The organism is Flavobacterium azooxidireducens, from assembly GCF_023195775.1.
Classification (GTDB): domain Bacteria; phylum Bacteroidota; class Bacteroidia; order Flavobacteriales; family Flavobacteriaceae; genus Flavobacterium; species Flavobacterium azooxidireducens.
The window spans coordinates 1942676-1969326 of sequence record NZ_CP096205.1; the positions used below are offsets into that span (position 1 = coordinate 1942676).

Annotated in this window: 27 protein-coding genes; 17 read left to right on the forward strand and 10 right to left on the reverse strand. The window is 33.9% G+C overall.

From position 1 onward, the window contains the following. Positions 1–73: 73 nt before the first annotated feature. The 3 genes from M0M57_RS08490 to M0M57_RS08500 form a co-directional block, all read right to left on the reverse strand. The gene (locus tag M0M57_RS08490; protein ID WP_112084926.1) at positions 74–415 is read right to left on the reverse strand and encodes a T9SS type A sorting domain-containing protein; all 342 of its coding nucleotides are present in this window, start codon (positions 413–415) and stop codon (positions 74–76) included. A 108-nt stretch (positions 416–523) separates the two neighbouring features. Beyond that, a complete protein-coding gene (locus M0M57_RS08495; protein WP_248432540.1) occupies positions 524–1675 on the reverse strand; it encodes a hypothetical protein in 1152 nt (383 codons plus the stop codon). A gap of 205 nt (positions 1676–1880) precedes the next feature. Then, a complete protein-coding gene (locus M0M57_RS08500; protein WP_248432541.1) occupies positions 1881–4613 on the reverse strand; it encodes a TonB-dependent receptor in 2733 nt (910 codons plus the stop codon). Between the two features lie 180 nt (positions 4614–4793). On the opposite strand from M0M57_RS08500, the gene M0M57_RS08505 reads away from it, so the two are divergent. Together M0M57_RS08505 and M0M57_RS08510 are read left to right on the forward strand one after the other, a co-directional pair. Further along, the gene (locus M0M57_RS08505) at positions 4794–5477 is read left to right on the forward strand and encodes a response regulator transcription factor (protein WP_248432542.1); all 684 of its coding nucleotides are present in this window, start codon (positions 4794–4796) and stop codon (positions 5475–5477) included. Positions 5478–5546: 69 nt separating this feature from the next. Further along, positions 5547–6590: a sensor histidine kinase gene (locus tag M0M57_RS08510; protein WP_248432545.1), complete on the forward strand. Its 1044-nt coding sequence runs from the start codon at positions 5547–5549 to the stop codon at positions 6588–6590. Here M0M57_RS08510 and M0M57_RS08515 read toward each other — a convergent pair. Next, complete coding sequence (locus M0M57_RS08515; protein WP_248432547.1) at positions 6564–7628, reverse strand: glycosyltransferase; 1065 nt, start codon at positions 7626–7628, stop codon at positions 6564–6566. The two genes, M0M57_RS08510 and M0M57_RS08515, sit on opposite strands and share 27 nt — an antisense overlap. 86 nt (positions 7629–7714) lie before the next feature. Between M0M57_RS08515 and trmB the strand changes: the two genes are divergently transcribed. Genes trmB through M0M57_RS08530 form a run of 3 tightly spaced genes read left to right on the forward strand, consistent with a single transcriptional unit; the run spans position 7715 to position 9370 of the window. Next, positions 7715–8389: a tRNA (guanosine(46)-N7)-methyltransferase TrmB gene (trmB, locus tag M0M57_RS08520; RefSeq protein ID WP_248432549.1), complete on the forward strand. Its 675-nt coding sequence runs from the start codon at positions 7715–7717 to the stop codon at positions 8387–8389. Positions 8390–8399: 10 nt separating this feature from the next. Continuing rightward, positions 8400–9032 carry a LysE family transporter gene (locus M0M57_RS08525; protein ID WP_248432551.1) on the forward strand — a complete coding sequence of 211 codons (633 nt, stop codon included), beginning with the start codon at positions 8400–8402 and terminating at the stop codon, positions 9030–9032. Positions 9033–9043: 11 nt separating this feature from the next. Then, the gene (locus M0M57_RS08530) at positions 9044–9370 is read left to right on the forward strand and encodes an MGMT family protein (RefSeq protein ID WP_248432553.1); all 327 of its coding nucleotides are present in this window, start codon (positions 9044–9046) and stop codon (positions 9368–9370) included. Between the two features lie 42 nt (positions 9371–9412). Here the strand turns inward: M0M57_RS08530 and M0M57_RS08535 are convergent, their stop codons facing one another. Beyond that, positions 9413–10741 carry a sensor histidine kinase gene (locus M0M57_RS08535; RefSeq protein WP_248432555.1) on the reverse strand — a complete coding sequence of 443 codons (1329 nt, stop codon included), beginning with the start codon at positions 10739–10741 and terminating at the stop codon, positions 9413–9415. 12 nt (positions 10742–10753) lie between these two features. Beyond that, the gene (locus M0M57_RS08540; protein WP_248432557.1) at positions 10754–12106 is read right to left on the reverse strand and encodes a sigma-54-dependent transcriptional regulator; all 1353 of its coding nucleotides are present in this window, start codon (positions 12104–12106) and stop codon (positions 10754–10756) included. A gap of 142 nt (positions 12107–12248) precedes the next feature. Between M0M57_RS08540 and M0M57_RS08545 the strand changes: the two genes are divergently transcribed. The 12 genes from M0M57_RS08545 to M0M57_RS08600 all read left to right on the forward strand — a co-directional run bounded on the left by M0M57_RS08545 (position 12249) and on the right by M0M57_RS08600 (position 22782). Beyond that, entirely contained in the window at positions 12249–13493 is a 1245-nt protein-coding gene (locus M0M57_RS08545) for an efflux RND transporter periplasmic adaptor subunit (protein WP_248432559.1), read from the forward strand. A 23-nt stretch (positions 13494–13516) separates the two neighbouring features. Beyond that, positions 13517–14221 (forward strand): ABC transporter ATP-binding protein, encoded by a 705-nt coding sequence (locus tag M0M57_RS08550; RefSeq protein WP_248432561.1) that lies wholly within the window; start codon positions 13517–13519, stop codon positions 14219–14221. 11 nt (positions 14222–14232) lie between these two features. Then, positions 14233–16662, forward strand: a complete 2430-nt coding sequence (locus M0M57_RS08555; protein WP_248432563.1) for an ABC transporter permease — start codon at positions 14233–14235, stop codon at positions 16660–16662. Next, entirely contained in the window at positions 16655–17956 is a 1302-nt protein-coding gene (locus tag M0M57_RS08560) for a TolC family protein (RefSeq protein WP_248432565.1), read from the forward strand. Before M0M57_RS08555 ends, M0M57_RS08560 begins: the two co-directional genes overlap by 8 nt. A gap of 230 nt (positions 17957–18186) precedes the next feature. Further along, positions 18187–18432: a type II toxin-antitoxin system ParD family antitoxin gene (locus M0M57_RS08565; RefSeq protein WP_248432567.1), complete on the forward strand. Its 246-nt coding sequence runs from the start codon at positions 18187–18189 to the stop codon at positions 18430–18432. After that, the gene (locus M0M57_RS08570; RefSeq protein ID WP_248432569.1) at positions 18432–18731 is read left to right on the forward strand and encodes a type II toxin-antitoxin system RelE/ParE family toxin; all 300 of its coding nucleotides are present in this window, start codon (positions 18432–18434) and stop codon (positions 18729–18731) included. The genes M0M57_RS08565 and M0M57_RS08570 overlap by 1 nt, the downstream gene beginning before the upstream one ends. Positions 18732–18972: 241 nt before the next feature. Continuing rightward, positions 18973–20118, forward strand: coding sequence for an Mrp/NBP35 family ATP-binding protein (locus M0M57_RS08575; RefSeq protein WP_248432571.1), 1146 nt, complete (start codon positions 18973–18975; stop codon positions 20116–20118). A gap of 127 nt (positions 20119–20245) precedes the next feature. Continuing rightward, on the forward strand, positions 20246–20485 hold the full coding sequence (locus tag M0M57_RS08580) for a NifU family protein (RefSeq protein WP_248432573.1): 240 nt from the start codon (positions 20246–20248) through the stop codon (positions 20483–20485). A gap of 223 nt (positions 20486–20708) precedes the next feature. Further along, complete coding sequence (locus M0M57_RS08585; RefSeq protein WP_248432574.1) at positions 20709–21767, forward strand: NAD(P)/FAD-dependent oxidoreductase; 1059 nt, start codon at positions 20709–20711, stop codon at positions 21765–21767. Between the two features lie 28 nt (positions 21768–21795). Then, entirely contained in the window at positions 21796–22005 is a 210-nt protein-coding gene (locus tag M0M57_RS08590; protein ID WP_248432577.1) for a hypothetical protein, read from the forward strand. Then, positions 21986–22444 carry a DUF6036 family nucleotidyltransferase gene (locus M0M57_RS08595; protein WP_248432579.1) on the forward strand — a complete coding sequence of 153 codons (459 nt, stop codon included), beginning with the start codon at positions 21986–21988 and terminating at the stop codon, positions 22442–22444. The genes M0M57_RS08590 and M0M57_RS08595 overlap by 20 nt, the downstream gene beginning before the upstream one ends. After that, the gene (locus M0M57_RS08600; RefSeq protein ID WP_248432581.1) at positions 22444–22782 is read left to right on the forward strand and encodes a 2Fe-2S iron-sulfur cluster-binding family protein; all 339 of its coding nucleotides are present in this window, start codon (positions 22444–22446) and stop codon (positions 22780–22782) included. The genes M0M57_RS08595 and M0M57_RS08600 overlap by 1 nt, the downstream gene beginning before the upstream one ends. On the opposite strand, the gene M0M57_RS08605 is transcribed toward M0M57_RS08600, so the two are convergent. The 4 genes from M0M57_RS08605 to M0M57_RS08620 all read right to left on the reverse strand — a co-directional run bounded on the left by M0M57_RS08605 (position 22783) and on the right by M0M57_RS08620 (position 26513). After that, complete coding sequence (locus tag M0M57_RS08605) at positions 22783–23496, reverse strand: SGNH/GDSL hydrolase family protein (protein WP_248432582.1); 714 nt, start codon at positions 23494–23496, stop codon at positions 22783–22785. It lies immediately after the preceding gene. Beyond that, on the reverse strand, positions 23493–24401 hold the full coding sequence (locus M0M57_RS08610; RefSeq protein WP_248432589.1) for a metallophosphoesterase family protein: 909 nt from the start codon (positions 24399–24401) through the stop codon (positions 23493–23495). Before M0M57_RS08610 ends, M0M57_RS08605 begins: the two co-directional genes overlap by 4 nt. Positions 24402–24438: 37 nt before the next feature. Next, positions 24439–25221, reverse strand: a complete 783-nt coding sequence (locus tag M0M57_RS08615) for a DUF3050 domain-containing protein (RefSeq protein ID WP_248432591.1) — start codon at positions 25219–25221, stop codon at positions 24439–24441. Between the two features lie 113 nt (positions 25222–25334). Further along, on the reverse strand, positions 25335–26513 hold the full coding sequence (locus M0M57_RS08620; RefSeq protein ID WP_248432593.1) for an acyl-CoA dehydrogenase family protein: 1179 nt from the start codon (positions 26511–26513) through the stop codon (positions 25335–25337). Between the last annotated feature and the right edge of the window lie 138 nt (positions 26514–26651).

Below are 26651 nucleotides of genomic sequence, written 5' to 3' on the forward strand. Positions count from 1 at the left end.
AAGTACATTTTTTCTGAGTAGGAAAAAAAGTATGTAAAAGAATCATTAAATTATAAAAAAAGTGAAAATGTAACTACTTGATAATCAATTTTCGGGTAGCAGTAGCTTCACCTTCTTTGATTTTTATCATATAAATACCCGGAGAAAGCGAAGAAACATTTAATTCTTTGGTATTAATTGTACTTTGAAGCACAACTTTTCCAAGAATATCAAAAATGGTTACTTCTTTGGCTAATGATGATTTTGAGGTGATGTACACTTTTCCGTTACTCACCGGATTAGGGTAAAAGCTAAGCCCCTCAATGGTAGTTTCCTGAGTTTTGTTGGGTTGCTGTGGCTTGTTTTCCTGAGCAGAAACTGTCAGTGAAACAAGAAAAACCGCTAAAAGAATGGTATAAAAGTAATTTTTTTTCATCTTTCCGATTTGGTTTGGTAAATGTATAAAAAATATTTCAAATAGTGTACCAAAAAAATCCCTCTTTGTTTAAAAAGAGGGATTTAGTATGTTTTATTTTGAAAAGTATTATAGTCCTACTGTCCAACCTTGAGCCCAAGTAGGGGTGGCAGTTCCATTTCCAGCTCCAGTTGCTGAAGCATTTTCAGTGTAAATGGATTCAATATTTACAGTTCCGCCTTCAGTATCTCTACCTTTCGTTTTAGTTGGAACGTTATCAAATTTTACATTTGAAGCTTTTAAAGTTCCGTCTAAAACATATCCTGTTCCTTCCGTATGTTGAACATCAAAACCTATTAAGAAGTTACTTAATACTAAATCATTAAAAGTACCTTTTGTACCAACTCTTAATTTTAAAGCTTGCGACTCAGTTCCTTGATCACCTAAACCAATTAAAGTCATTTTGTTTACTATAGGGTTAGATATTGGAGATGCTAAGTGGTTAGAAGAGTTGTTGTCAGCTTCAATACCTCTATTTCCTCTGCCTAAACCTAATTTACCAAACCAAAATTCATTTGTTCCGTTCCAACCTTCTGTCCAGTCAAATTGATCATCTTCATTAGAAGTAGAAACTAAATATTTAGTGTTAACTGTTCCGCCAAAAAATTCAAAACCATCATCTGCACCTTCATGAACTTGAACATATTCTACAGTGGTTTGATTTCCCACTCCAAACAAAGAAAGTCCGTTAAATTCTTTTTCACTGTTGTAAGCAAAACCAGAATACTCAATTCTTAAATAGCGGATAGAACCTGAATTATCATTAGCAACTGTTCCACCATAAGTTAATTCAGAAACCTCAGCAGATGCTGTTAAACCTTTATTGATTGGGGCTTTACCACAAATAACTAATCCTCCCCATTGACCTGGAGCTTTTGTAGCTTTGTCACTTGTCATTACAACTGGGTTTGAAGATGTTCCATTTACAAATATTTTTCCACCTTGAGCAACTACGATATAGGATGTTCCAATAGTTCCTTCAATTCTGGTTCCTGCTGGAATAGTTAAAGTTGCACCATCATTAATAACAAGTTTTCCAGTTAATTTGTAAACTGTTCCTGAATTTAAAACAACTTCACCATCGTTTATATCGCCTTTGAAATCACTTGCGTTTAGAACAAATGTAGATGAAGGTCCGTTGTTGTCATCGTCATTAGAACAGGAAGTAAATGCAAAAGAAGAAATCAATGCAACTCCTAAGATTTTAAATAAATTTTTCATTTGTGTTGTATTTTATTGTTGATTAATATTTGATGCAAAATTGAAGAAACTTTTTTTTAGAGAGGTTAAGCTAGTGTGAATGTTTGGTTATGATACGTTGTTGTTTTTGTAAACAAAAGGTTAATTCAATTAACACGGTATTATTACTTTATAGAAACAAAAAGCCTCAAAATAATTTGAGGCTTGATTTATATTTCTTTTCTTTTTAGAATTGATAATTAATACCTAAACTAAAATTCACTCCTTTTTTATATGACAAAACAGTTATGTCTTGATTACTATTTTCCTGAGTTCTTTCAACTGTTGGATCAAGAATGTTTCTAACAGTTAAGTTTAGTCCTAAATGTTTGTTTAATTTTGTTTTAACAATAAAATCTAAAGTTCCAACGGCTTTGTCAACAAGGTTTCCTTTTGTTTCTGTACCTAAAGCATAAAGACGATCTGAAAAATAGGAATAGGATAGGGTTGACATAATGCTTGCTTCGTTTTTCCATTCTTTAAAAAATGAAATATCACCATTTAATAATAAATCAGAAGCCCCTGTAAAACTATCTTCTGTATTGGTTAAGTTGATGTTATAATTAGTTTCTTTTCTAACTTTTTCAGAATCTAGTTCTTGATTGGTTTGCATATAAGATGCGTTGAATCCGGCTGTTAATTTGTTTTGATTATCGGCACCAAATTCATAAATGTTTTTTCTAATTTCAAATTCAACACCAAAAACATGACCTGTATCACCAGTGTTTAGAAATGAAATATCATTGGTTGACGATGCTAATGTTATTTCATTAATAGGGTTTAATATATATTTACCAAAAGCGGTTAATGAAATGACTTCTTCTTTTTTCGGAAAAAACTCCCATTTAAAATCAACATTATAATCTTCTGAAGGATACAAATCTGGATTACCAACTTTTACTTCTGTTACATCTTCATATACAAATAATGCTCTTTCTTTAAACTGAGGTAAAGTGTATGTTTTGCTTGCTCCAAATCGAAGGTTATTGCGTTCGTTTAATTCGTATTTTAAAATTAAACTTGGTAAAAATTCGTTTCTTTCAAATGAGTTTTTATTACCTTCATTATCAAGTTGGGTTTTCCATGAAACTTTTTGATAAACTTGTTCCATTCTAACTCCTAAAACCGATGTTAATTTTGAAGTAAGTTTATATTCTGCTTGGCCAAAAAAGGCATGAATGTTTTGTTCACCATCGTAAACTTGTGGATTTAAGTCACCACTAAAAGTTTCAACGGTAAATAAACTATTACTAAAATTAGTTTGATTAAAAAATGAATCTAAATTATTTGGATCAACCACTGTTGTCGATTGATTGTTTGCAATTTTAAAGTTAAATTGAGTTGCTTCAAAATCACGGTTTTTGAATCGACCGTTATATCCAATTGTTAGCTTTCCTCTGAAATTATCTTCACTGTCTTTTTTAAATTTATAATCTGAAGAAATATTAGCCGCTAACTCATCCTCAGTTAAATTTTGATAATAGCGGTGATTATCTGATGTTGTGTTGATTGCAAAGACATAGCCATTCTGATTTTCGTTAAAAAAAAGAGTGTTTTGTGTTCTGTCAGGCATTTCGCTTGTAATTCTGTTGAATGAACCGCCCCAGTTAAATTCAATTCTATCAGTCAATTTGTGTGAACCTAATAATTGATTAACCATCAATTGATTTTGATTGTATGTTCCTCTTTGTATTAAACCGTTATCATTTTCAGCAATATCACGAATAAATCCATAATATTCATCTTTCACTTGAGAAGAAGTATTTACAAACAGAAAATTATAATTGATTTTGTGATTCGGATTTAATTTATAACCCGCATTAAACATACCTGTTGTGTTAGTATTATAGGAGTACGTTTTTTGGTCAAATGATTTAATTTTCGCACCTTGAGCACTCACACTTTGATTAATACCTTCGCGGTAAGTAAATCCATTATCAAAAGATGCAGTAGCAAAAAGGCTCAATTTGCTTTCTTCGCCAATTGAAAATGATCTACCTGCTTTTAATACAAAATTTGAACCAATTGGATTTGCACTTTCTGGGTTTAAACTATTTTCAAAAGTAAAAGCATTCAACGGATTTGCAGGAATTTCAGCATTTGTAAAACCAAATTTATTTTGTCCTTGTTGTAAGTTGAAAACATCTTGTTCTACAGCATTTGTATTCACGGATGATCCTATTTCTAGCTGTAAAAACTTCTGACCTCTAAAATCTTTAGAAACAATGTCTACATTTCCTCCTGCAAAATCTCCATACATTCTGCTGTTGTAAACTTTATCAATTGATATAAATTCAACAATATCAGTTGAAAATAAATTTAAACCTATATTTTTCTTTTCCGGATCATTTGAAGGAATTGGCAAACCATTCATAGATGTTGAATTATAACGATCTCCTAAACCTCTAACGAATATATTGCCCGAACCCTCTTGTTTTGTAATCCCAGTGGTTTTAGTTACAGCACCAGCAACATCACTAACTCCTTTTCTAGAAAGTTCCTGTGCACCAATGCTTTGCTTAATTTCAACGGCTTTCTGCTGTTCTAAAAGTAGAGCACTTTCTTTTTCGCGGCTTACTGTAGTTTGCACTACAACATCTTGAAGCATCATTCCGCCTCCTGCTGTCAAAGCTCTATTTACAGTAACTGTTTGATTTTCTTTGATGGTTACAGGAACTTCAATCGTTTCATAACCCAAAAAACTAAGCTGTACTATGTGATTTCCCGGTTCAACACTCAATGCATATTTTCCATTCTCATCAGTTGTTGTTCCAATAGTTGTTCCTTTAATCTGAACATTCGCAAAAGGTAGTGGCTCATTGTTCATGTCTTTGTCTGTTAAAGTACCCGAAACAGTGCCTTTTTGTGCAAATAGGGATGAACCGATTAAAAGAAATAATAATAAAAATTTAAGTTTCATTATGTGTTGTTTAATTTTTGTGCAAAATAACGGCTACCTTGTAAAGTTGATGTTACCCACTTGTTACGATTTTGTTTCAATTGAGTTACCAAAACGTTAACAGATTAAATTACCGTTAACAACGTAAATCATTTTGTATTATCTTTACCTTTACATCGCAAAACGCACACTATTTTGGATATGAAAAAAAAGGAAATAAAGATCTTATTAGTTGATGATGAACAAGATATACTCGAAATTGTAGGGTATAACTTAGCTCAAGAAGGCTATCAGATTGTTACTGCTGTGAACGGAAAAGAAGCTGTTCAAAAAGCAAAAAAGGAATTACCACACCTAATTATCATGGATGTGATGATGCCGGAAATGGATGGCATGGAAGCCTGTGAGCACATCCGCAAGATTCCCGAATTAAGCAATGTTATTGTCGCATTTTTAACTGCAAGAAGTGAAGATTACTCACAAGTAGCCGGTTTTGAAGCCGGAGCCGATGATTATATCGCCAAACCAATCAAACCAAAAGTATTGGTAAGTAAAGTGAAAGCACTTCTACGTCGTTTGAAAGAAGATGAAGCCAAAAGTGATGTCTTAAATGTTGGAAACATTGAAGTAAACAGAGAAGAATACAAAATTATTCAAGGCGGTAAAGAAATTGTATTGCCAAGAAAAGAATTTGAATTATTCTATTTATTAGCTTCTAAACCCGGAAAAGTATTCAAAAGAGAAGAAATTTTAGATAAAGTTTGGGGTAACGAAGTAGTTGTTGGCGGAAGAACCATCGACGTACACATTAGAAAATTAAGAGAAAAAATTGGCGACGATCTTTTTAAAACCATCAAAGGTGTTGGTTACAAACTGGAAGTATAATTCAATTTCTTCTTTTGTTGAAAATAGTTTACTTTTGAGAGCATATTAACCAAATGAAAACTGTTTTTAATGGCTATTAGTTTTAAAAAAACATACAAATTTGCTATAAAATCGGCACTTTATGTTTCCCTGTTTTCCATTGGGTTTTTAGTGTTGACGACTTATTTTTTTTATGAAATAAATTGGCTGTTCATTACTGTTTTCGGACTTTCCATCTACCTTTTTTCCTTTTTTGTAATTCAGTATCGAGTGGAACGTTTCATTTACCGTAGGGTAAAAAAAATCTACGATGATGTATCGTTATTAGATTCTACTACGTTTAGAAGTCAGCCAATCACCACAGACATGGCTACTTTAACGAAAGAAGTGAAAAAATTCGCTACCGATAAAAAACTCGAAATTGAAACCCTGAAAGTCCGCGAAGAATACCGAAGAGAATTTTTAGGAAATGTTTCGCACGAATTAAAAACACCACTATTTACAGTTCAAGGTTACGTTGCTACACTTTTGGATGGAGCCATGAATGATAAAACCCTTCGAAAAAAATACCTTGAAAGAGCCGAAAAAGGAGTGGAGCGATTAATCTATATCGTAAAAGATTTAGACATGATTACAAAACTGGAAACGGGTGATTTAAATCTTGAATATTCTATTTTTGATGTCGTAGAATTGGTGAAAAATGTCTTCGAATTACTCGAAATGCGAGCTTCCAAAAAACATATCACATTAACTTTTGATACAAAGTATTCCAACCCGATTTATGTGCGAGCCGATCAGGAAAAAATCCAACAAGTAGTTACCAATTTGGTTATGAATTCCATCAAATACGGAAGAGAAGGCGGAACAACCGAAGTGAGCATCGAAAATTTAGTAAAAAACAGAATCATCGTCCGAATTACTGATAACGGCGAAGGAATTCAAAAACAACACATTCCAAGACTGTTTGAACGTTTTTACAGAGTCGATAAAAGTGGAGCTCGTTCCGAAGGTGGTTCCGGTTTAGGATTAGCTATTGTGAAACATATCATCGAAGGTCACAACGAAAAAATCTACGTAGAAAGTCAGTTTGGAGTGGGTTCAGAATTTTCATTTACGCTCGAAAAGCAGAAATAAATTCTTCCAATTCAAATCGTTTTTAAAACTTTGTAATCCCTTATATAAATCCACGTCATATAAATTTTCGATTACAAATTTTTCCTGTTTTGCAAACGGAACAACACCGTCTTTTTTATATTTCTTAGCCAAATATTCTTGCTCAAATTGTCCTGGAGTTGGTATAAAAAAAGCTTTTTTACCCAATTTTGCCAAATCCATAACCGTTGTGTAACCCGAACGACAAAGCACTAATTCACTTTCGTTAAACGTTTGTTCAAGTTGTCCGGAAGTCATAAAATTATAAAAAGTAACATGGTCAATTTGTTCCGATTTTTGTTCTGGTTCAATGATGCCACGAACAAAAACAACATCGCCAACATAGCGTTTGATTTCTTCTTTCAAATGCATTTCCAACATCGATCGTTGCGGTTCCGGTCCGGAAAGAATCACCATTAAATCATATTTTTTTGGCAATTCTTTTTTGTTCAAACGGCTTAACGGACCAATGTAATTGATTTTAAAATGCGGATTTTTTAAATGCCCTAATTTTCCTGTCAGGTTCGGAATTTCTGCCACATCCGGCACCCAACATTCTTCATATTTTTTAATTATATATTGGTGCAATTTACTGGTAATCCAACTGGTATTTCCGGTTAAAACATTCAATTGATGGGTGATAAAAACAGATGGCACTTTCTTAGAATAAATCCCTAATCGATTATCGGAAATGATGCCTGAAAGATCGTATTCTTTCACCCACTTTTTCACCAATTTTCTTTCCATATAAATGGCTTCCATCATTTTTGGACTGTTTTTAATCAGTTTCCACTTAAAAAAAGCTCCATTTTTGGCATATTCTATTTGATAGGAAGGTAATTCCAAAAAAATTAATTCAGGAAATTCTTTCTGTAAAATGTGCAAAGCAACACCATCGGAAGCGATAACGGGTTCAAAATTGTTTTCCAACAAAGCTTCGATAATAGGAATGCATCGTGTGGCGTGTCCCAAGCCCCAATTTAATGGAGCAACGAGAATTTTTGGTTTGGCAGTTTCCAAGTCTTAATAACTCATTTAATAACTGTAAAGGTAGTACTAATTTTGATTGGGTATATTTCCCTAATTTTACCAAAAAATTAAATTAAGTGGGAAGTAAGAATAAATTAAAGCGTTTTAAAGAGAATGAAACGTTTCAAAATGTAATAGAACCAACCCGAGAAGAAGTCGTTTCAGGCGATTTTGAATGGAAAGGAAATTGGAATAAAAACTTTTTTAAAAATGATAACCCAATTGTTTTAGAATTAGGATGTGGAAAAGGAGAATATTCCGTTGGATTAGCAGAACGTTATCCGGATAAAAATTTTATCGGAATCGACATCAAAGGAGCACGATTTTGGAGAGGAGCAAAAACAGCTGTAGAAACCGGATTGAATAACGTTGGTTTTCTTCGCACACAAATTGAATTAATCGAATATTGCTTTGCCGAAAATGAAGTGGATGAAATTTGGATTACATTTCCCGATCCGCAAATCAAATACAAAAGAACAAAACACAGAATGACGAATACCGAATTTTTACAACGCTATAAAAAAGTACTCAAAAAAGACGGAATTGTTCATTTGAAAACGGATAGCGAATTCATGCACGGCTACACACTCGGTCTATTGCACGGTGAAGGTCATGAAGTGATGTATGCCAACCATAATGTGTACCGAAATGAAGGTTCACCCGAAGTGGTGACAGCCATTCAAACATTTTATGAAAAACAATATTTAGAAATTAATAAAGCAATCACATATATTCAATTTAAAATAAAGTAAAACGCCATAAATGAACCTCACCCTTCCTATCATCCTCGGGCTTTCGGCCGCAGCTATCGGAACAACTCCTCCAGGATTGCTCAACATGACTGCCGCAAAAGTGAGTATGCGAGACGGTAGAAATCGTGCGTTATGGTTTGCGTTTGGAGCTTCGATAATTGTTTTTTTTCAAACGTTACTAGCGGTTTTGTTTTCTCGGTTTATTGATAGAAGAGCCGATATTAGTGCCGTTTTACAAGAAATTGGATTAGTGATTTTTACAGTTTTAACGGTTTATTTTTTATGGATAGCAAAAAAACCTAAAACCAAGAAAAAGAAAGAAGAAATTAAAATGCGAAGCAAATCCAGTCGTTTCTTTTTAGGAATGTTGTTGTCTTCGCTCAATTTATTTCCAATTCCATATTATGTTTTTGTGAGTATTACATTGGGTTCGTATGGTTATTTTAATTTTGATACGTTCTTTATTTATTCTTTTTCGGCAGCTTCAGCCATTGCTGCTTTTTTAGTGTTTTTTGGGTATATTTCTTTTTTTAAGGGAAAAGAAAAAAAGGATTCTTTCTTATCCAGAAACATCAATTATGTCATTGGTTCCATAACCGGACTAGTAGCATTGTTTACCCTTTTCAAAATTGTTTATAGGTAATACTTTGAAAGATGGAAGAAAATTTCTTTGAAAGAGTGTATGCCATCGCCAGACAAATTCCACACGGAAAAGTTACTTCGTATGGAGCAATTGCCAAAGCTTTAGGAACGGCTCGTTCTGCCAGAATGGTGGGTTGGGCGATGAATGCTTCGCACAATAGGGAAGACGTTCCCGCACATCGAGTTGTGAACCGAAAAGGAATGCTATCAGGAAAACATCACTTTCAAGGAACAAATTTAATGCAGCAACTGTTAGAAAGCGAAGGTGTTGAAGTAATTGATAATCAAATTGTTGATTTTGAGAAGGTTTTTTGGGAGCCGAAGGTTAGTGATTTGTAATTATTTCCTAATTATTCAAAAATTTACAAATAATCACAAATCTCACTCCAACAAACAAATAATAAAACGCGTTCTTTTTTCATCCATTTGATAATTCAAATAACCGCCGTGAGCTTCAATAATATTTTTTGATAAGGTCAAGCCAATGCCGGCTCCTTCTTTTCGAGTGGTGAAAAAAGGCAGAAAAATTTTATCTTCAATTTCTGCATCAATACCAATTCCTGAATCGGAAATAGAAATAAATAATCGTTTATTCTTTTGTTCAGCCGAAATTTCAATGATTTTTTCGTCTTTTCCTTCTAATGCATACAAACTATTGGTTAATAAATTAATCAAAACTTGCTCCATTTGAAGTGAATCAACCATAATCCATCTATTGAAAGAAATGTTATTTTTAAGAATAATATTTTCCTTTTTAAACAATGGATTCATCAATTGAAGTGCGTTGTTCATCAACTGATTTAACTCTGTTTTTTCCTTTTTAGGCGATGGAAGCATTGCAATTTTTCGATAGCTTTCCACAAAATTTTGCAAATGATTGCTGCGGTGAATCATTGTAGAAACACTTTCTTTAATGTCGTCTAAATCATCTTTTGAAAGCGAATCTTGTTGCATTAACTCATTCAAATTCTGCGTAAGCGAACGAATGGGCGTAATCGAATTCATCAATTCGTGCGAGATGACTTTCATCAAATTAATCCAAGCTTCTTTTTCTTTTTTCTCAACTACTTTCTGAATGGAATCCAACAAAACAATGTAATATTCCTGATCGTAAGCTTTTGTTTTTGAAGCTTGAAGCATAAACGTTTGTGCGTCTTCTTTGTTCACTCTAATTTGCAAAGACGTTTTCAATTCTTCAAAATTTCGTTCTTCAATAATTTCGCAAAGCGAAGGCAATTGATTTTTTAAATACATCCATTTTGACATTTTCGGAACCATAAAATGACTCGAAAAATAGTCGTTCATCAAAAAAATATTCCAGTCTTCTTCTGATTTTTGAAGAATTAAAACGCCGGTTTCAATGTTGTTTAAAATGGATCGATAAACCAAATCTTTCGAAACTTGCTCGTTTTGATTTTGTTTCAATGAATCATATAATCGAAACAAATTTTTGTAATTATCATACGATTTATGTTTAGAAAAATCCGCCGAAAAATCATTGTTTAAAATCGCTGCAATGGTTTTATCATAAAATAAAAACGTATTTCGAAGAAAGGAAAAAAACTCAATTCCCATTAACAAAAAAACCAAAAAGCCAAAAATTGCTGAATAAACTAAGGAGTTATACAACAACAAAAAGCTACCGATAAATACTAAAAGCAATAGTAATAATCGGATAAAAAGTTGATGATATAGTTTTAAATTTTTCAAACCTATTTTTGATTAATCGGTTGAACCTAAATTGTATTTTTCCATTCTTCGGTACAAAGCTGCTCGTGATAGTCCAAGTTCTTCTGCCGATTTGCTAATGTTGAAATTGTTTTTATGCAACACTTTTTCAATGGAAATTTTTTCAATGTCGGACAAAGGCATTTCTTCCATTTCAAAGGTTGAAAAGCTTATTATATCCAAATCTAAATCAGCACTTTTGATGGTATTATTTTCACACAAAATTACAGCACGTTCGATGCGGTTTTCCATCTCGCGAATGTTTCCTTTCCAAGCGTGTTTCTGAATTTGTTCCAACGCTTTTTCATCAAAAACAATTTCCTCTCGCTCATATTTTTCAGTAATTTTTTCTAATAAAAAAGTTGCCAACGGAACAATATCTTCTTTTCGTTCGTGAAGCGAAGGAAGTTTAATTTCCATCGTATTGATGCGATAATACAAATCTTCTCTGAAATTTTTTTCGGTAACTTCCTTTCTCAAATCAAGATTTGTCGCCGTAACAATTCTTATATTCAACGGCCTAGCCTTGGATTCACCCACTCGTGTAACCGATTTATTTTGAATTACTTGCAATAGTTTAGTTTGCAAATGCAACGGAACGTTACCAATTTCATCCAAAAAAATCGTACCGTTTTGAGCCGATTCAAATCGTCCGGGTGTATCGTTTTTAGCATCGGTAAAAGCTCCTTTGGCATAACCAAACAATTCACTTTCAAAAATACTTTCACTCAACGAACCCAAATCAACGTGCACAAATGGTTCTTTTTTTCGGTTGGATTGTTGATGAATATAATGTGCTAAAACGAATTTTCCCGTTCCGTTTTCGCCTAAAATCAACACATTTGCATCGGTTTTAGCTACTTTAACCGCTAAAGAATATGCTTTTTGAATAGCGGTCGATTTTCCGATGAAAAAAGAATCTAACTTTTCTGAGTTTATAATTTTCTTTCTAACTTTCCGACTTTCTTCAACAGCAAATTTCACAACCGAAACCAATTTTTCATTGTCCCACGGTTTTAGAATATAATCAAAAGCTCCTAATTTCAATCCTTCAACGGCGGTTTCCACTTTTCCAAAAGCCGTCATTAGAATCACAGTCGTTTTTGGTGAAAGCGTTTTGATTTCTTTTAATAGATAAATTCCTTCTCTTCCGTCTTCAAAACCAATACGGTAATTCATATCGAGCAAAACGACGTCAATCTCATTATCAGCTAGAAGTTCAACTACTTTTTTCGGATTATTGATCGTAAAAATGGTTTCAAAATGTTTCTTCAAAACCATTTTACAAGCAAAAAGAATGTCTTCTTGATCGTCAATGATTAAAATGTTGGCATTTGTTTTTTTCATAAGCTGTTCAATTGTGAACAATCTGTGTCCGAAAATGAACACTCGATTTTTTGTTGATTTTGAGATGAGTTAAAAATCAATGCGTTACAAAACTTTAATTTTTGGCACAAAATTGATATAAACCATTACAAATAAATGTAGTATGGACACCATCGTTCCTCGTAAAAATAGAAAAAATAAATACATACTGATCGCTTCCGTAGTTTTTTTGCTATTGACTGTTTTGGTTGTAATGAGTATGACCAAAAAAAGAAGTTTGGATGTTTCTTCTTCGGAAGTTTCCATTAAATCGGTAATGGTTGAAAATTTTGAAGATTATATTGTTTTTCAGGCGAAAGTTGAACCTTTAAATTCGATGCTGATTAATGTAATTGAAGGTGGTTCCACTCAGGAAATTTTTGTTGAAAACGGAGATTTTGTCGAAAAAGGTCAGCCTTTAGCACGATTGTACAACCCAAATACCGAATTAAGTTTTATGAATCAGGAAACGGCGATGATTGAACAAATCAATAATTTGAATAAAGCCAAACTTGATTTACGAACACAAGAATTAAATTTAGCAAAAGATTTAATTTCGATTGAACACGATTATTTTGACGCCAAAAATTTATATGACTTGAATCAGAAATTATACAAACAAGAAATTCTTTCCAAGAATGAATGGGAAACTACGCAGGAAAATTTCAGGTATCAAACCGAACGAAAAAATATCATTCAACAAAGTGTTCAAAAGGAGAAAAAAGACAATCAAATTTTAATCGCACAAATCAATCAATCGCAAGGAATTATGCAAAAAAGTTTGCAAATTTTACGTGAAAATAAAAAGAATTTTTTAGTGGTGGCAACCTTGGCAGGAAGACTTTCATCGTTTGAACCCGTCTTGGGGAAAAATTATTCAGCCGGAGAAACCATCGGTAAAATTGATGTGATGAAAGGCTATAAATTAATGGCTGATGTGGATGAATTTTATTTGGAAAAAGTGTCTGAAGGTCAAAAAGCAAACATCGAATACAAAGAGAAAATGATTTCAGTTATCGTTTCCAAAGTAATTCCGGAAGTAAAAAATGGTCGTTTTCAAGTAGAATTACAATTTGAAAACAACAAAGAACTCGATTTGCGTCAGGGATTAAGCTTTGGAGTACGACTTTTATTATCCGAAAAAACAAAATCAACCGTCATTCCAAAAGGAAGTTTTTATCAGGAAACCGCCGGAAAATGGATTTTTGTTGTCAATGGTGATAAAGCAGAACGCAGAGAAATTAAGTTAGGAAGAGAAAATCCTTTGTATTATGAAGTGCTTTCCGGATTGAAAGTTGGAGAAAAAGTAATAACTTCCGGTTATAAAGATTATGTCGAAGTAGAAGTTTTAAATTTAAATAAAAATTAATCATCAATCAAAAAATGAACAATATGATCACAATCAAAAAAATATCCAAAATTTTCCGAACCGAAGAAGTAGAAACCAAAGCATTAAACGAAATTGATTTGGTTGTCAATCAAGGCGAATTCATCACCATCATGGGAGCATCCGGTTGCGGGAAATCAACTTTGCTCAATATTGTGGGCTTGTTAGACAGTGCTTCGGGAGGAAGTTATCAATTGTTGAATCAGGAAATGAATGGTTTATCCGAATCTGAAAAATCAAAAATCAGAAAACAAAATATCGGATTTATTTTTCAAAATTTCAACTTGATTGATGAACTTTCCGTGTTTGACAATATCGAATTACCACTTATTTATAACAATGTTCCAACTTCAGAAAGAAAGAAAAAAGTAGAAGCAATTGCCGAACGTTTGGCGATTTCACATCGTTTAAAACATTTTCCACAACAACTTTCCGGTGGTCAACAACAAAGAGTGGCTGTGGCAAGAGCTTTAATAAATGATCCAAAAATCATTTTGGCCGATGAACCTACAGGAAATTTAGATAGTAAAAATGGTAATGAAGTGATGGAATTGTTAACCGATTTACACGCCAACGGAGCCACAATTTTAATGGTGACGCATTCTGATTATGACGCTTCTTTTTCACAAAAAACCATTTATATGAAAGACGGAATGGTGATTTCTGAAAAACAAAACAGTAGAAATGTTGATGTTTTGGTAACCAATTAAATAGCGAACTTATGATTAATAATTGGATCAAGATATTTTTATATCAACTCAAAAAGAATAAACTTTTCACTATTCTCAACACATTAGGTTTGAGTTTAGGAATCGCAGGATTGATTTTTGCCATTTTGTATTGGAATGATGAGCAAAGTTATAATGCTTGGAATCCCGAAAAGGGAAAAGTGATGCACGTGGTGAGTTATGTTTCTGTTGATACGTATTGGTCAACTTCGGTTGCGTCTTTAGAACCATATCTTCAAAAATCATTTCCCGAATTGGATGCGTATTGTTATTTAAATCAATGGTATTACAATGAAATAATTCAGTATAAAAACAAGAAAGAGATAGTTCCGATTATCGACGCTCAAAAAACTTTTTTTAAATTTTTCCCTTTTGAATTTATTAAAGGAAATGCTCAAAATCCTCTTCCGGACAAAAATAGCATTGCAATATCCAATCAAACAGCTGAAAAACTATTTGGAAATGAAGAGCCAATTGGGAAAGAAGTGACTTATTCCGGTCGAACATTAGTGGTTCGTGGTGTTTATAAAATTTCGGGAAAATCATCGTTAGAACCAGAAGCAGTAACCAATTTGATAGATAGTAAATTAGAAGAAGACAAAGACCAATGGGGTAATTTTACGTATGGATTACTACTTAAATTGAAAAACCCTTCTGATTCAGAAAAGGTTTCATTTAAATTAAAAAAATTAATGAGTGAAAACCGGGAGTTAAAATGGGCAAAAGAACAAGGAATTACCTTAGATGAATGGAAAAAGCAAGGCGGATTTCAAACACAAATTCTTTTAGAACCATTAGAAAATGCTCGTCTTCACAGCAAAGTAGATGGGTATGCCGAAGGACAAGGAAATTATCAGTTTTTGATGATTATGGTAGGTTTGTCGGTTTTAATTTTAATTCTTTCGATTGTTAATTATATCAATTTGGCTACAGCCAACGCCATTCAAAGAGCCAAAGAAGTGGGTGTAAGAAAGATTTTAGGAGCATCTAAAAGTAACATTGTAAAACAATTTATTTTTGAAACGGTATTAATTACAACTTTCTCCATTTTACTAGCTTTAGTCATTGTAGAATTATCATTGCCGTATTACAACGAATTTTTAGGTAAAACTTTACTCATTCACGGAAGCCAATTTTACATTCAATTGATATTAATTTTTCTAATCGTAATCATCGTAGCCGGAATTTTTCCTTCTGTTTACGTGTCCAATTTTGAAACGCTGAAAGTGCTAAAAGGCAATTTTGGCAGAAGTAAAAGTGGCGTTTGGTTACGAAATGCAATGCTCATTCTTCAATTCGGAATCGCATCGTTTTTCATCATCGGGTCTTACATTGTTTACCAACAAGTAATTTATTTGCAAAACAAAGAATTGGGTTTCAAAGGCGAACAAATCATTCAAATTGATTACCGAAATCCATATGATTATACACAAGAAGGCGTGCGTGAAAAATTATTGTCAAGGTATCTAACCATCAAACAAGAGTTGTCTAAAATAAATGGAGTTAAACAAGTGGCAACCGGGTCATTTTCTTTTGGAAGCGGAGCAAGTTCATCGTCAAGTTTCAGCTATAACGATGTTACAATTCAAGGTCAAAATATGGGTATGGATTTCGGCATGCTCGATATGATGAATATTAAAATAAAAAAAGGAAGAGGTCTTTCAGAAAAATATGCATCCGATTCAATTTCATCCATTTTAATTAATGAAACAGCTGAAAAAATGATGAATGAAAAAGATGTTTTAGGGAAAGAAATCAATTGGAATGGAAAAAAACTTAAAATAGTTGGTGTGGTGGCAGACTTTCATCTCAACGGACCACATAACGAAATTCCGCCAATGGCCTTCTTTCATTTAAAAACCATTGATTGGATGATTTTTAATGTCAATAAAATATATGTAAAAGTAAATCCGGAAGATATAGAAATGGTAAAAGCCGATATCGAAAAGTTTTGGACTAAAAAGGTTGATGGCGATTATCCGTTTACGTATGATTTTGTAGATAAACATTTTGCAAGAACGTATGAAACGTATGTTAAACAAAAAAACCTTTTCTCTTTGCTTAATGTCATCGTGATTTTGATTGCGTTGTTCGGATTATTCTCCTTAGCATCCTATTCCATCCAACGTAGAATGAAAGAAATAGCAATCAGGAAAACGTTGGGTGCAGAAACGAAAACATTACTAAAAGATTTATCGAAACAATACATCGTTTTTTGCCTTATCGGATTTTTATTGGCTCTCTTTCCGGTTTATTTTTTACTCGGAAAATGGTTAGAAAATTTCGTTTACCGTATTGATATTACGCTAATGCCGTTTATCATTGGTTTCGTAATTCTATTGATTTTAACGCTGGTCGTAGTACTTTCCAAAGCTTACCAAGCTACTAAAGTTGAGGTTTTAAATTACTTAAAATATGAATAAGAGGTTACTAATTGTGTTCTTATTTACTTCGAGCATTTTTGTGCGTGGCCAAGAAATTTCTTGGTCACTCCAAAAGTGTTTTGATGTGGCTTTGAATAACAATATCGACATAAAAATTCAGCAATTGGAGATTTTGCGTTCCAAGAAAAATTACACGCACCCGTTATTAGAAATGGTTCCTTCGGTTGGATTAACAGCCAATCATAGTTACAATTTCGGTTCTACTATTGATCCGAATACCAATGCTAGAGTGAGTTCTGACATTCAATGGGATAACCTGAATTTGAATGCAAGTGTCAACCTACTCGATTTTTCTAACTTATCCACAGCTCGAAAAAATAAATTGGAAGTCGAACTAAGCAAAGCCGACAAAGAAGTCATTGAATACGAATATAAATTGCAACTACTCGAAAAATATTTTGAAGTTTTATACAGTCAAGAACAACTGAAAATTCTAAAAGAACAGTTTAAAAATGCGGTTTATAATTTAGAAAGGATTCAAAAAGAAGTCGAAATCGGAAGCAAACCAAAAAGTGATTTGTACGATATGCAATTCAATTTTTCACAAGAAGAGAATGAAATTTTAATATCTGAACAATTGTATGAATACCAAAAAAAAGAACTTTTTCAGTTGATGAATGATAATGAAACAAATACTAAAAATGTAATTTTAGAACCTTATTTTGTTACAAATTCAAATGAAAATAATATTGAAATAACCAACAATCCAAAACTGAATTTTGCCGAAATTAATTATAAAAGTTCCAAGAAAGAGGTAGGTGTTCTGCGAGGAGACAACCTTCCGACCTTATCAGCTTTTTATGGATTTTCAACGTTTTATTCTGCTCCGATAAACAGACCGGATGTGGTAGTGGATGATTTTCAAACACAATTTGATAATAATAAATACCATCAAACGGGCCTGCAATTGCAAATACCCATTTTCACCGGATTCAAACATAACCGAAGAATTGCAGCGGCAAAAATTCAAACAGAAAGAGCAAAGTGGCAAGCAGAACAAGAAAAAATTAAAATCAATCAACAAGTTGAATTAGAAAAAACCCAAAAGAATAACTACTTGCAACGCAATGAAAAACTCAAAAACTCACTCGACTTGGCAGAAAAAATGTTTACCACTTCGCAAGCAAAATTCTTAACCGGAAAAACAGATGCAGTTGTGTTTTCAACCATTAAAAATCAACGATTAAATGCCGAATACGAAGTTTTGAAGAATGATTTGTTGTTTCAATATACTTCTGTGAGAATCAATTTGCTTACTAAAAATCAGTTGTAATATTCTCTTCAGATAGTTAAACATAGCCCACGGTTTCAACCGTGGGATAATTATTTAATTCATACAGCAATATTGTAAAAATCAATCTACTTACTAAAAATCAGTTGTAATTTTTTATCAAATAGTCAAACATAGCCCACGGTTTCAACCGTGGGATGATTATTTAATCCAATAATAATAATAAATAATTTTATAAAATACCAACAATTGGTATATTTGTAAAAAAAAGTATGGCAAAAAACACTTCCATTTTGCTAGGAGAGCATTTTGAAAACTTCATCAACGAGCAAATAGCATCAGGAAAATATAGTTCCGTTAGCGAAGTTGTTCGAACAGCTTTGCGTTTTTTTGAACAAGAAGAAAACAAAACTAAATCGCTCATCAATGAATTAAAAGTGGGCGAAAAAAGTAAAAAAATTAAAGATTTTGATAGAAACAAAAATCTTGAACAATTAAATGCTTCGTTTCAAAAATAATGTCCAATTATATAATTAGCGAAAAAGCATTAGAAGACATAAATGCAATTTGGGTTTACACTGCCCAAAACTGGTCAGTTGAGCAAGCTAACCGTTACTATAATTTAATCTTCGACGAAATTGAATTCATTTCCAATAATTTCGAAATGGCACAAGATTTCGGAAAGCTCAGAAAATCATACCGATATTCAAAAATTAAATCGCACTTGATTTTCTTCAAAAAAAATAAATTCAACGAAATTGAAGTCATTCGAGTTTTGCACGAAAGAATGGATATCGAAAATAGATTGAACGATTAAATCAAGAAATTTTAATTATTCTTTGACCTTTGCACAATCCCACTGAAAACTACGACTGCGACTGCGACTGAAAAACTGCGACTGAACACTGCGACTGCTCATCTATCCCTCCATAAACATTTTCAATTCTTTAACTACTGTTTCTGCACTTTTCGTATTATCTTTGCAATCTAAATTCAGTATAAATAAAACTGATTTTTTATTAACTCAAAATTGCCCAAAATTTGGGGTGAGGTAAATTATGAAACTCGACAGAAAAGAAATACTCAAAGCCTTAGAAACCATTTCTGTGGCCGGCGAAGGAAAAAATATGGTTGAAAGCGGAGCAGTGCAAAACGTACTCACTTTTGGAGATGAAGTAGTGGTAGAATTAGTATTATCAACTCCCGCTTTACACATCAAAAAAAGAGCAGAAGTTGACATCATCAAAACCATCCACGATTTGGTGTACGAAAAAGCCAAAGTAAAAGTCAACATCAAAGTAGAAGCTCCCGAAAAACCTGAAAACCCAAACCTAATCAAAGGAAAACCAATTCCGGGAATCAGCAACATTGTTGCCATTGCATCCGGAAAAGGTGGCGTTGGAAAATCTACCGTAACAGCCAATTTAGCCGTAACGTTAGCCAAAATGGGTTTCAATGTAGGTGTTTTAGATGCGGATATTTACGGACCATCGATGCCAATTATGTTCGACGTTGAACACGAAAAACCAATCTCAGTTGAGGTCGATGGAAAATCAAAAATGAAACCGGTAGAAAGTTACGAAGTAAAAATTCTTTCCATCGGATTTTTCACAAAACCCGACCAAGCCGTCATTTGGCGTGGCCCGATGGCAGCCAAAGCCTTAAACCAAATGATTTTTGATGCCGATTGGGGTCAACTCGACTTCCTTCTCATCGATTTACCACCCGGAACAGGCGACATTCACCTTTCCATTATGCAATCTCTGCCCATCACAGGAGCTGTTGTCGTGAGCACGCCGCAAGCCGTCGCATTAGCAGATGCTAAAAAAGGAGTTTCAATGTTTTTATCAGAATCCATCAGCGTTCCCGTGTTAGGAATCATCGAAAATATGGCTTATTTCACGCCGGAAGAACTACCAAACAACAAATACTATATCTTTGGTAAAGAAGGAGCAAAAAATTTAGCCGAAGATTTACAAGTGCCAATGTTGGGCGAAATTCCGTTAATTCAAAGCATTCGCGAAGCAGGAGACTACGGTCGTCCGGCCGCACTTCAAACCGCCACGCCGTTAGAAGCCGCTTTCGAAGAAATTGCCCGAAATGTTGTGCAGGAAGTAGTAAACAGAAACGAAAGTTTACCACCAACTGAAGCAATCAAAATAACCACAATGGCCGGATGTTCGGCTGTAAAAGGTAAAAAATAAAAATCCGCTTTCCTCCCTCTCCTTTGGAGAGGGTCGGGGTGAGGTAAAAAAATAAAAATCCGCTTTCCTCCCTCTCCTTTGGAGAGTCCCGAAACTAATCGGGAGGGAAGAGGTAAAAAAAGAAATAATGACAAACGAAGAAATTAGAGTAGAAATCGAAAAAGCACTAGACGAAATCCGTCCGTTCCTAAAATCAGATGGCGGCGATATTTCACTCATCGATGTGCTCGACGACAAACACGTAAAAGTGCGACTCGAAGGAGCCTGCGTAGGCTGTAGCGTAAACCAAATGACGTTGAAAGCCGGTGTAGAAACGACCATCAAAAAATATGTGCCACAAATCGAAACAGTCGAAAACGTAGCTTAAATTTTTTTTGGGCGTGCCCCTCCGCAAGCTACGGGTCGGGCTATCCGCTGCAAGTCCTCGCCTCAACTCCGCAAGCTCCGTTGTGGCTGTGGGCTTTCCGCTACTATCCCTCACGCAAGCCGTGCTAACTGACAAATATCATATCCAAAAGAAAAAAGAAAAACTATTTTCGCAAAGTAAAACCTAAAAACTCAGTTCCTCAGCAACTCAGCAACTTAAAAGAATGATACAAACCGATATACTCATCATTGGAGCCGGCCCAACCGGACTTTTCGCCGTTTTCGAAGCAGGATTATTAAAATTAAAATGTCACCTTATTGATGCACTTCCGCAACCCGGAGGCCAATTAGCCGAATTATATCCCAAAAAACCAATCTACGATATTCCGGGTTATCCCGAAGTATTGGCAGGTGATTTGGTGACCAATTTGATGGAACAAATTAAGCAGTTTCAACCCGGATTCACCTTGGGAGAAACCGCCGAAACCATCGAAAAACTGGAAGACGGAAGTTTTATTGTGACCACCAACAAAGGCACACAACATCAAGCAAAAGCAATAGCAATTGCAGGAGGATTAGGAACATTCGAACCCAGAAAACCATTATTAAAAGACATCGAATTCTACGAACAAAACGATCGCGGAGTAGATTACTTCGTAAAAGATCCTGAAAAATACCGCGGAAAAAAAATCGTCATTTCCGGTGGTGGAGATTCGGCCTTAGATTGGAGTATTTTTCTATCTGATGTGGCTTCAGAAGTAACACTAGTTCACCGAAGAAACGAATTCCGTGGAGCATTAGATTCCGTTGAAAAAGTACAAGAATTAAAAAATTCAGGAAAAATAAAATTGGTTACACCCGCAGAAGTCATTGGTTTCAAAGGATCCGAACGCATCGAATCAGTTGATATCGAAATCAACGGAGCACGCATGAATGTAGAAACCGATTATTTTATCCCACTTTTTGGTTTAACACCAAAACTCGGAGCAATCGCCAACTGGGGATTAGAAATCGAAAAGAATGCTATCAAAGTTAATAACGCTTTAGATTATCAAACCAACATCGAAGGAATTTATGCCATTGGCGACGTAAACATCTATCCAGGAAAATTAAAACTAATTTTATGCGGATTCCACGAAGCCACCTTAATGTGTCAAAGTGTTTATAATCGACTAAATCCCGGAAAAAAATATGTATTGAAATACACCACCGTTTCCGGCGTTGATGGTTTTGACGGAACACGAAAAGAAGCAGAAAAAGCAGTTGTAAAATCGATTGAATAAATTTTTATCTTTGTTTAAAAGAATTAATATGGATGATTACAAAATGAATAGAACAATTGCTTCAAAATCTTCTTTCAAAGAAGCAGATGATCATGTTACATTCTTTAAAGATAAATCTCCGGTTGAAAGATTAAATTATGCTTGTGATATAATTAACTCTATTTTTAATTCTGATCCACTTCAAAAAGTGGATAGAACAATCATTTCTACTCGAAAACATGCCAACAAATCTATTTAATGCCGATTTTTTAGATTTTTTAGAACTTCTAGATAAACACGACGTTGATTTTCTATTGGTTGGAGGTTACGCAGTTATTTTACACGGCTATATCAGAAGTACTGGAGATTTAGACTTGTGGATTAACAAAACTTCAAAAAATTACAACAATTTAAAAAAAGCATACCTTGATTTTGGTGCTCCTATTTTTTCAAAAGAAGAATTTGAAAGCGATAAATTTGATGTGTGGAGTATGGGAAATGAACCAAGAAAAATTGAAATTCTTACCCATGTTGATGGTTTAGTTTTTGAAGAAAGTAAGAAAAACTGTAATTGGTTCGAGTTAGAAAAAATTAAAGTACCTTATATTGATTTTGACGATTTAATCAAAAATAAAAAAGCTACGGGACGATACAAGGATTTAGCAGACATAGAAGAGTTAAAGAAGAAAAAAGAATAATGCAACAAGACATCACCATCAAAATCACCGACCGAAACGGAACCACACACGAAGTCCAAGCTCCAACCGATATGAACATGAACATCATGGAATTGGTTCGTGCTTATGAACTAGCAGAAGAAGGAACTATCGGAGTTTGCGGAGGAATGGCAATGTGTGCTTCTTGTCAATGTTATGTGTTGAATGAAAACGAAGTTCCGCTACCGGAAAAATCACCTGACGAAGATGCGATGCTTTGGGAAGCCTATCACGTCAAAGAAAACAGCAGATTAGGTTGTCAAATTCACATTACACCGGAAATTAACGGTTTGGAAGTTGAATTGGCTCCTGCACAATAATTATATTCCTAAAATGTTTCTTGCAATAGGAAGCAGTCTTTCTACAAATCTAGAATAAGCCAATTCTGATGGATGCAAGTTATCGGATGCAACAAGATTAGTATTATTTAATCCTTCTCGAGTAATATCTGTGATATTTACAAATTCAATTCCGAGTGATTCTGCATGGTCTTTAGCAAATAAATTATATTGATCTAATTGATTCGAAATATTCTGCGGATTTGAACTTCCTTGTCCGAAAGGTGTAAAAGCATAATCAGGAATTGAAACTACAATGACACGATTTTTATCTCCTTTTGCCAATGCAATTGCTGTTTGCAACAATTCTGGAAATTCAGTTTCATATAATGAAAAAGGTCTGTTTTGGTATTGATTATTTACACCAATTAACAACGTTACTAAATCATATTCTGCTATTAAATTTTCGTTAGCGATACCATTTTTTAAGTTGGTAGTTGTCCAGCCTGTTTGAGCCACCACTTTCACTGAAATGTCATCTGCAGCGGGTAGATAATTTTTCAAACTATCTTTCAATTGTGCAGGAAATCTACATGTTGCACAAACACTTTGACCAATCGTATAACTATCGCCCAAAGCTAAATACTTGATATTTCTAGTAGTTGGAATGGGAATGTTTTGAGTATTTTCATCATCATTAGAACATCCTAAAAATGATAAAAATAGAATCAAAAAAAGATAGATTCTCGTTTTCATATTTCTTTTTTTTGATAAGCAGTTAATTCCACCGGACCTTCTAAACATTCACGAACAATTTGCAACGTTCCATCTGATTTGGTGTCAATAAACCATTTGATTAATGAAATAGTTCCTTCCACAATTTCGATTCCGGTTATGCTTCTTGGGTGAACACAGCTTCCGTCATTAAAATAATTAATCGAATTGTCATTTGTATTAGGGAATCGCGGACGGTGCGTATGTCCGGTAATTGTAATCATGTTGTGATTGTCAATTATCCATTTTTTTATTCGTCGTTCGATTTTAATTAATTCAACATAATTTTTTGCCGGACTGGTCGGGTCTTTAATTCCCCAAACTTGAAGAGGCTTCCATAAAATCTGAGCCAAAAAACGATTGATTTTCCAACCAATATAATTCATAAAATCAGCTTGATGTCCGTGGGTTAAAAATAGCTTTTGACCGGTTTCAGAATTTTCTAATACTATAGCTTCATGGTATTCAATTCCCGGAAAAAGAGGTTCATCTTTTTCTGTTTTAGGATCAAAAAAAGTGCTCAGTTTTTTCTTAACCAAATCTTTATCACGGTAAACCATGTCGTGATTGCCATAAATCATGTGAAGTCTACTGGAATCGTGGAATTTTTTTAAAAGCAAATACACGTTTTTGTGTGCTTCAAAAATTTCTTTAAAAAATAAGTTTTCCCATAATTCATCTCCGTCGCCCAATTCGCAATAGCTAAAACCTTCAGTAAAATAATGGTTCATTGCATGAAAGTAGATGTTTCGATTGCTGGCAAAATCATCTGCAAAACTTGCATCTCCACGATGACAATCGCTAAAAAGAATAAACTTTGACTTGTTATCAAACGGAATTCTTTTGGCATTTTCAAAAGCTCGTGTGAGGCGGGTTTGTGATGACATTTTTTTGAAATTAAATACTAAAGATAGTAGAAATCAATTAGTAGCAAACTTCTTTTTGTGAAATTTTTTCTTCAATTGCATCCCAAAGTCCAATTCGTTTATGTAAAGCTTGAATGGAAATTTCTTCCACCTCTTTCCATTTGGTTTCACTTTCTCCACATAATTCGTTTATCATAAGCATTGCCATCGGTCCGTGTTCATCGCCGTCCAACTCGATGTGTCTTTCAAAATAATAAATCAATTTTGATAAATCGGTTTCAGGGAAATTACTTTGAAAATTTTTTAAAATTGCTGTAAACATTTCCGGGATTAGATCTTCTCTTCCAAAAGTGAAAGCGGCGGCAATTTCATGTGGTTTACCTTGTTCGATAACACGAAATGTGAAATCGAGAAAATCTTTGATGTTTGGATGTAAATCACTTTTTCTGATAGAAACAAATATGTTTTGCGTTTGAATCACATTTTCTAAAAATGATTCAATATGTCTAGTTTCTGCACCACATGATTTCATAGCATCAATATACATTTCATAATGACTTTGTCTTTTTCCGTCAAGCGAAATATCGGTTTCTTCTGCCAAAACAATTTCATTAATAAGATAACGTGTTTCCGGATTCCCAACCGGTAGCCAAGGTGTTGATGTGCAAGTTAAAGTAGCTTGAAGAGCTTTCAAGAGCGACATAAAATCCCAAACGGCATAAATATGAGATTCTTGAAATTGTCTTAAATCATCAATGGTTTTTATTTTTTTGTATAAAGAATGATTAAGTAATTGTTCTTTTTGGGGTTTTATTTTTTCGTTTATGGTAGAAATATTCATAGCTTTTTTTATTTATAAATACGAAATAGAATGGATGATAGTTTTACTTTACAAAGCTAAAAAAGCTTCCTCGAATGAAGAAGCTTTTTGTATTGATTTTAATTATTGTTTACTTACTTGAATGCTTGCATACCAGTAATGTCTGCTCCGGTAATAAGTAAATGGATGTCGTGAGTGCCTTCATACGTAATCACAGATTCCAAATTCATACTGTGTCGCATGATTGAATATTCACCTGTAATTCCCATTCCGCCAAGTATTTGACGGGCTTCTCTGGCAATGTTTATCGCCATATCTACGTTGTTTCTTTTAGCCATAGAAATTTGAGCAGTGGTTGCTTTTCCTTCATTACGCAAAACACCTAAACGCCAAGTTAGCAATTGAGCTTTGGTGATTTCGGTAATCATTTCGGCTAATTTTTTCTGTTGTAATTGTGTTGCAGCAATGGGTTTATCAAACTGAATTCGTTCTTTTGCATAGCGTAAAGCCGTATCATAACAATCCATAGCAGCACCGATTGCACCCCAAGCAATTCCGTAACGAGCAGAATCTAAACAACCAAGCGGAGCACCTAAACCTGATTTATTTGGCAATAAATTTTCCTTAGGAACCTTTACGTTATCAAAAATTAATTCACCAGTTGCAGATGCACGAAGTGACCATTTATTGTGTGTTTCAGGCGTTGTAAAACCTTCCATTCCACGTTCTACGATTAAGCCATGAATTCTTCCTTCTTCATTTTTAGCCCAAACAACAGCGATGTCTGCAAATGGAGCATTAGATATCCACATTTTGGCTCCATTTAACAAATAATGATCGCCTTTGTCTTTAAAATTAGTTGTCATTCCGCCTGGATTTGAGCCGTGGTCAGGTTCGGTTAAACCAAAACAACCCATCATTTCACCGGTGGCTAATTTTGGTAAATATTTCATGCGTTGTTCTTCGTTTCCATATTTCCAAATTGGATACATAACTAAAGAAGACTGAACGGAAGATGTAGAACGAACACCGGAATCGCCTCTTTCAATTTCCTGCATGATTAATCCGTACGAGATTTGATCTAAGCCTGCACCGCCATATTCTTCCGGAATATAAGGTCCAAAACCGCCAATTTCTCCTAAACCTTTAATAATTTGTTTTGGAAATTCAGCACGTTGAGCATAATCTTCAATTATCGGAGAAACTTCTCTTTTAACCCAAGCACGTGCAGAATCACGCACTAATTTATGCTCATCCGTTAGCAAATCATCTAATAAATAATAATCAGGAGCTTGAAATAAGTCTGGTTTCATTTGTATCAATTTTAAGTTTGACAAAAGTAAGTAAAGAAATGTAACAAATCAATTAACAATTGTTATAATTTTATATCATTAGTTATTGCTTTGAATAAGATTTAAAATGATTTGTTGCGTTGTCTACCTTATTATGTT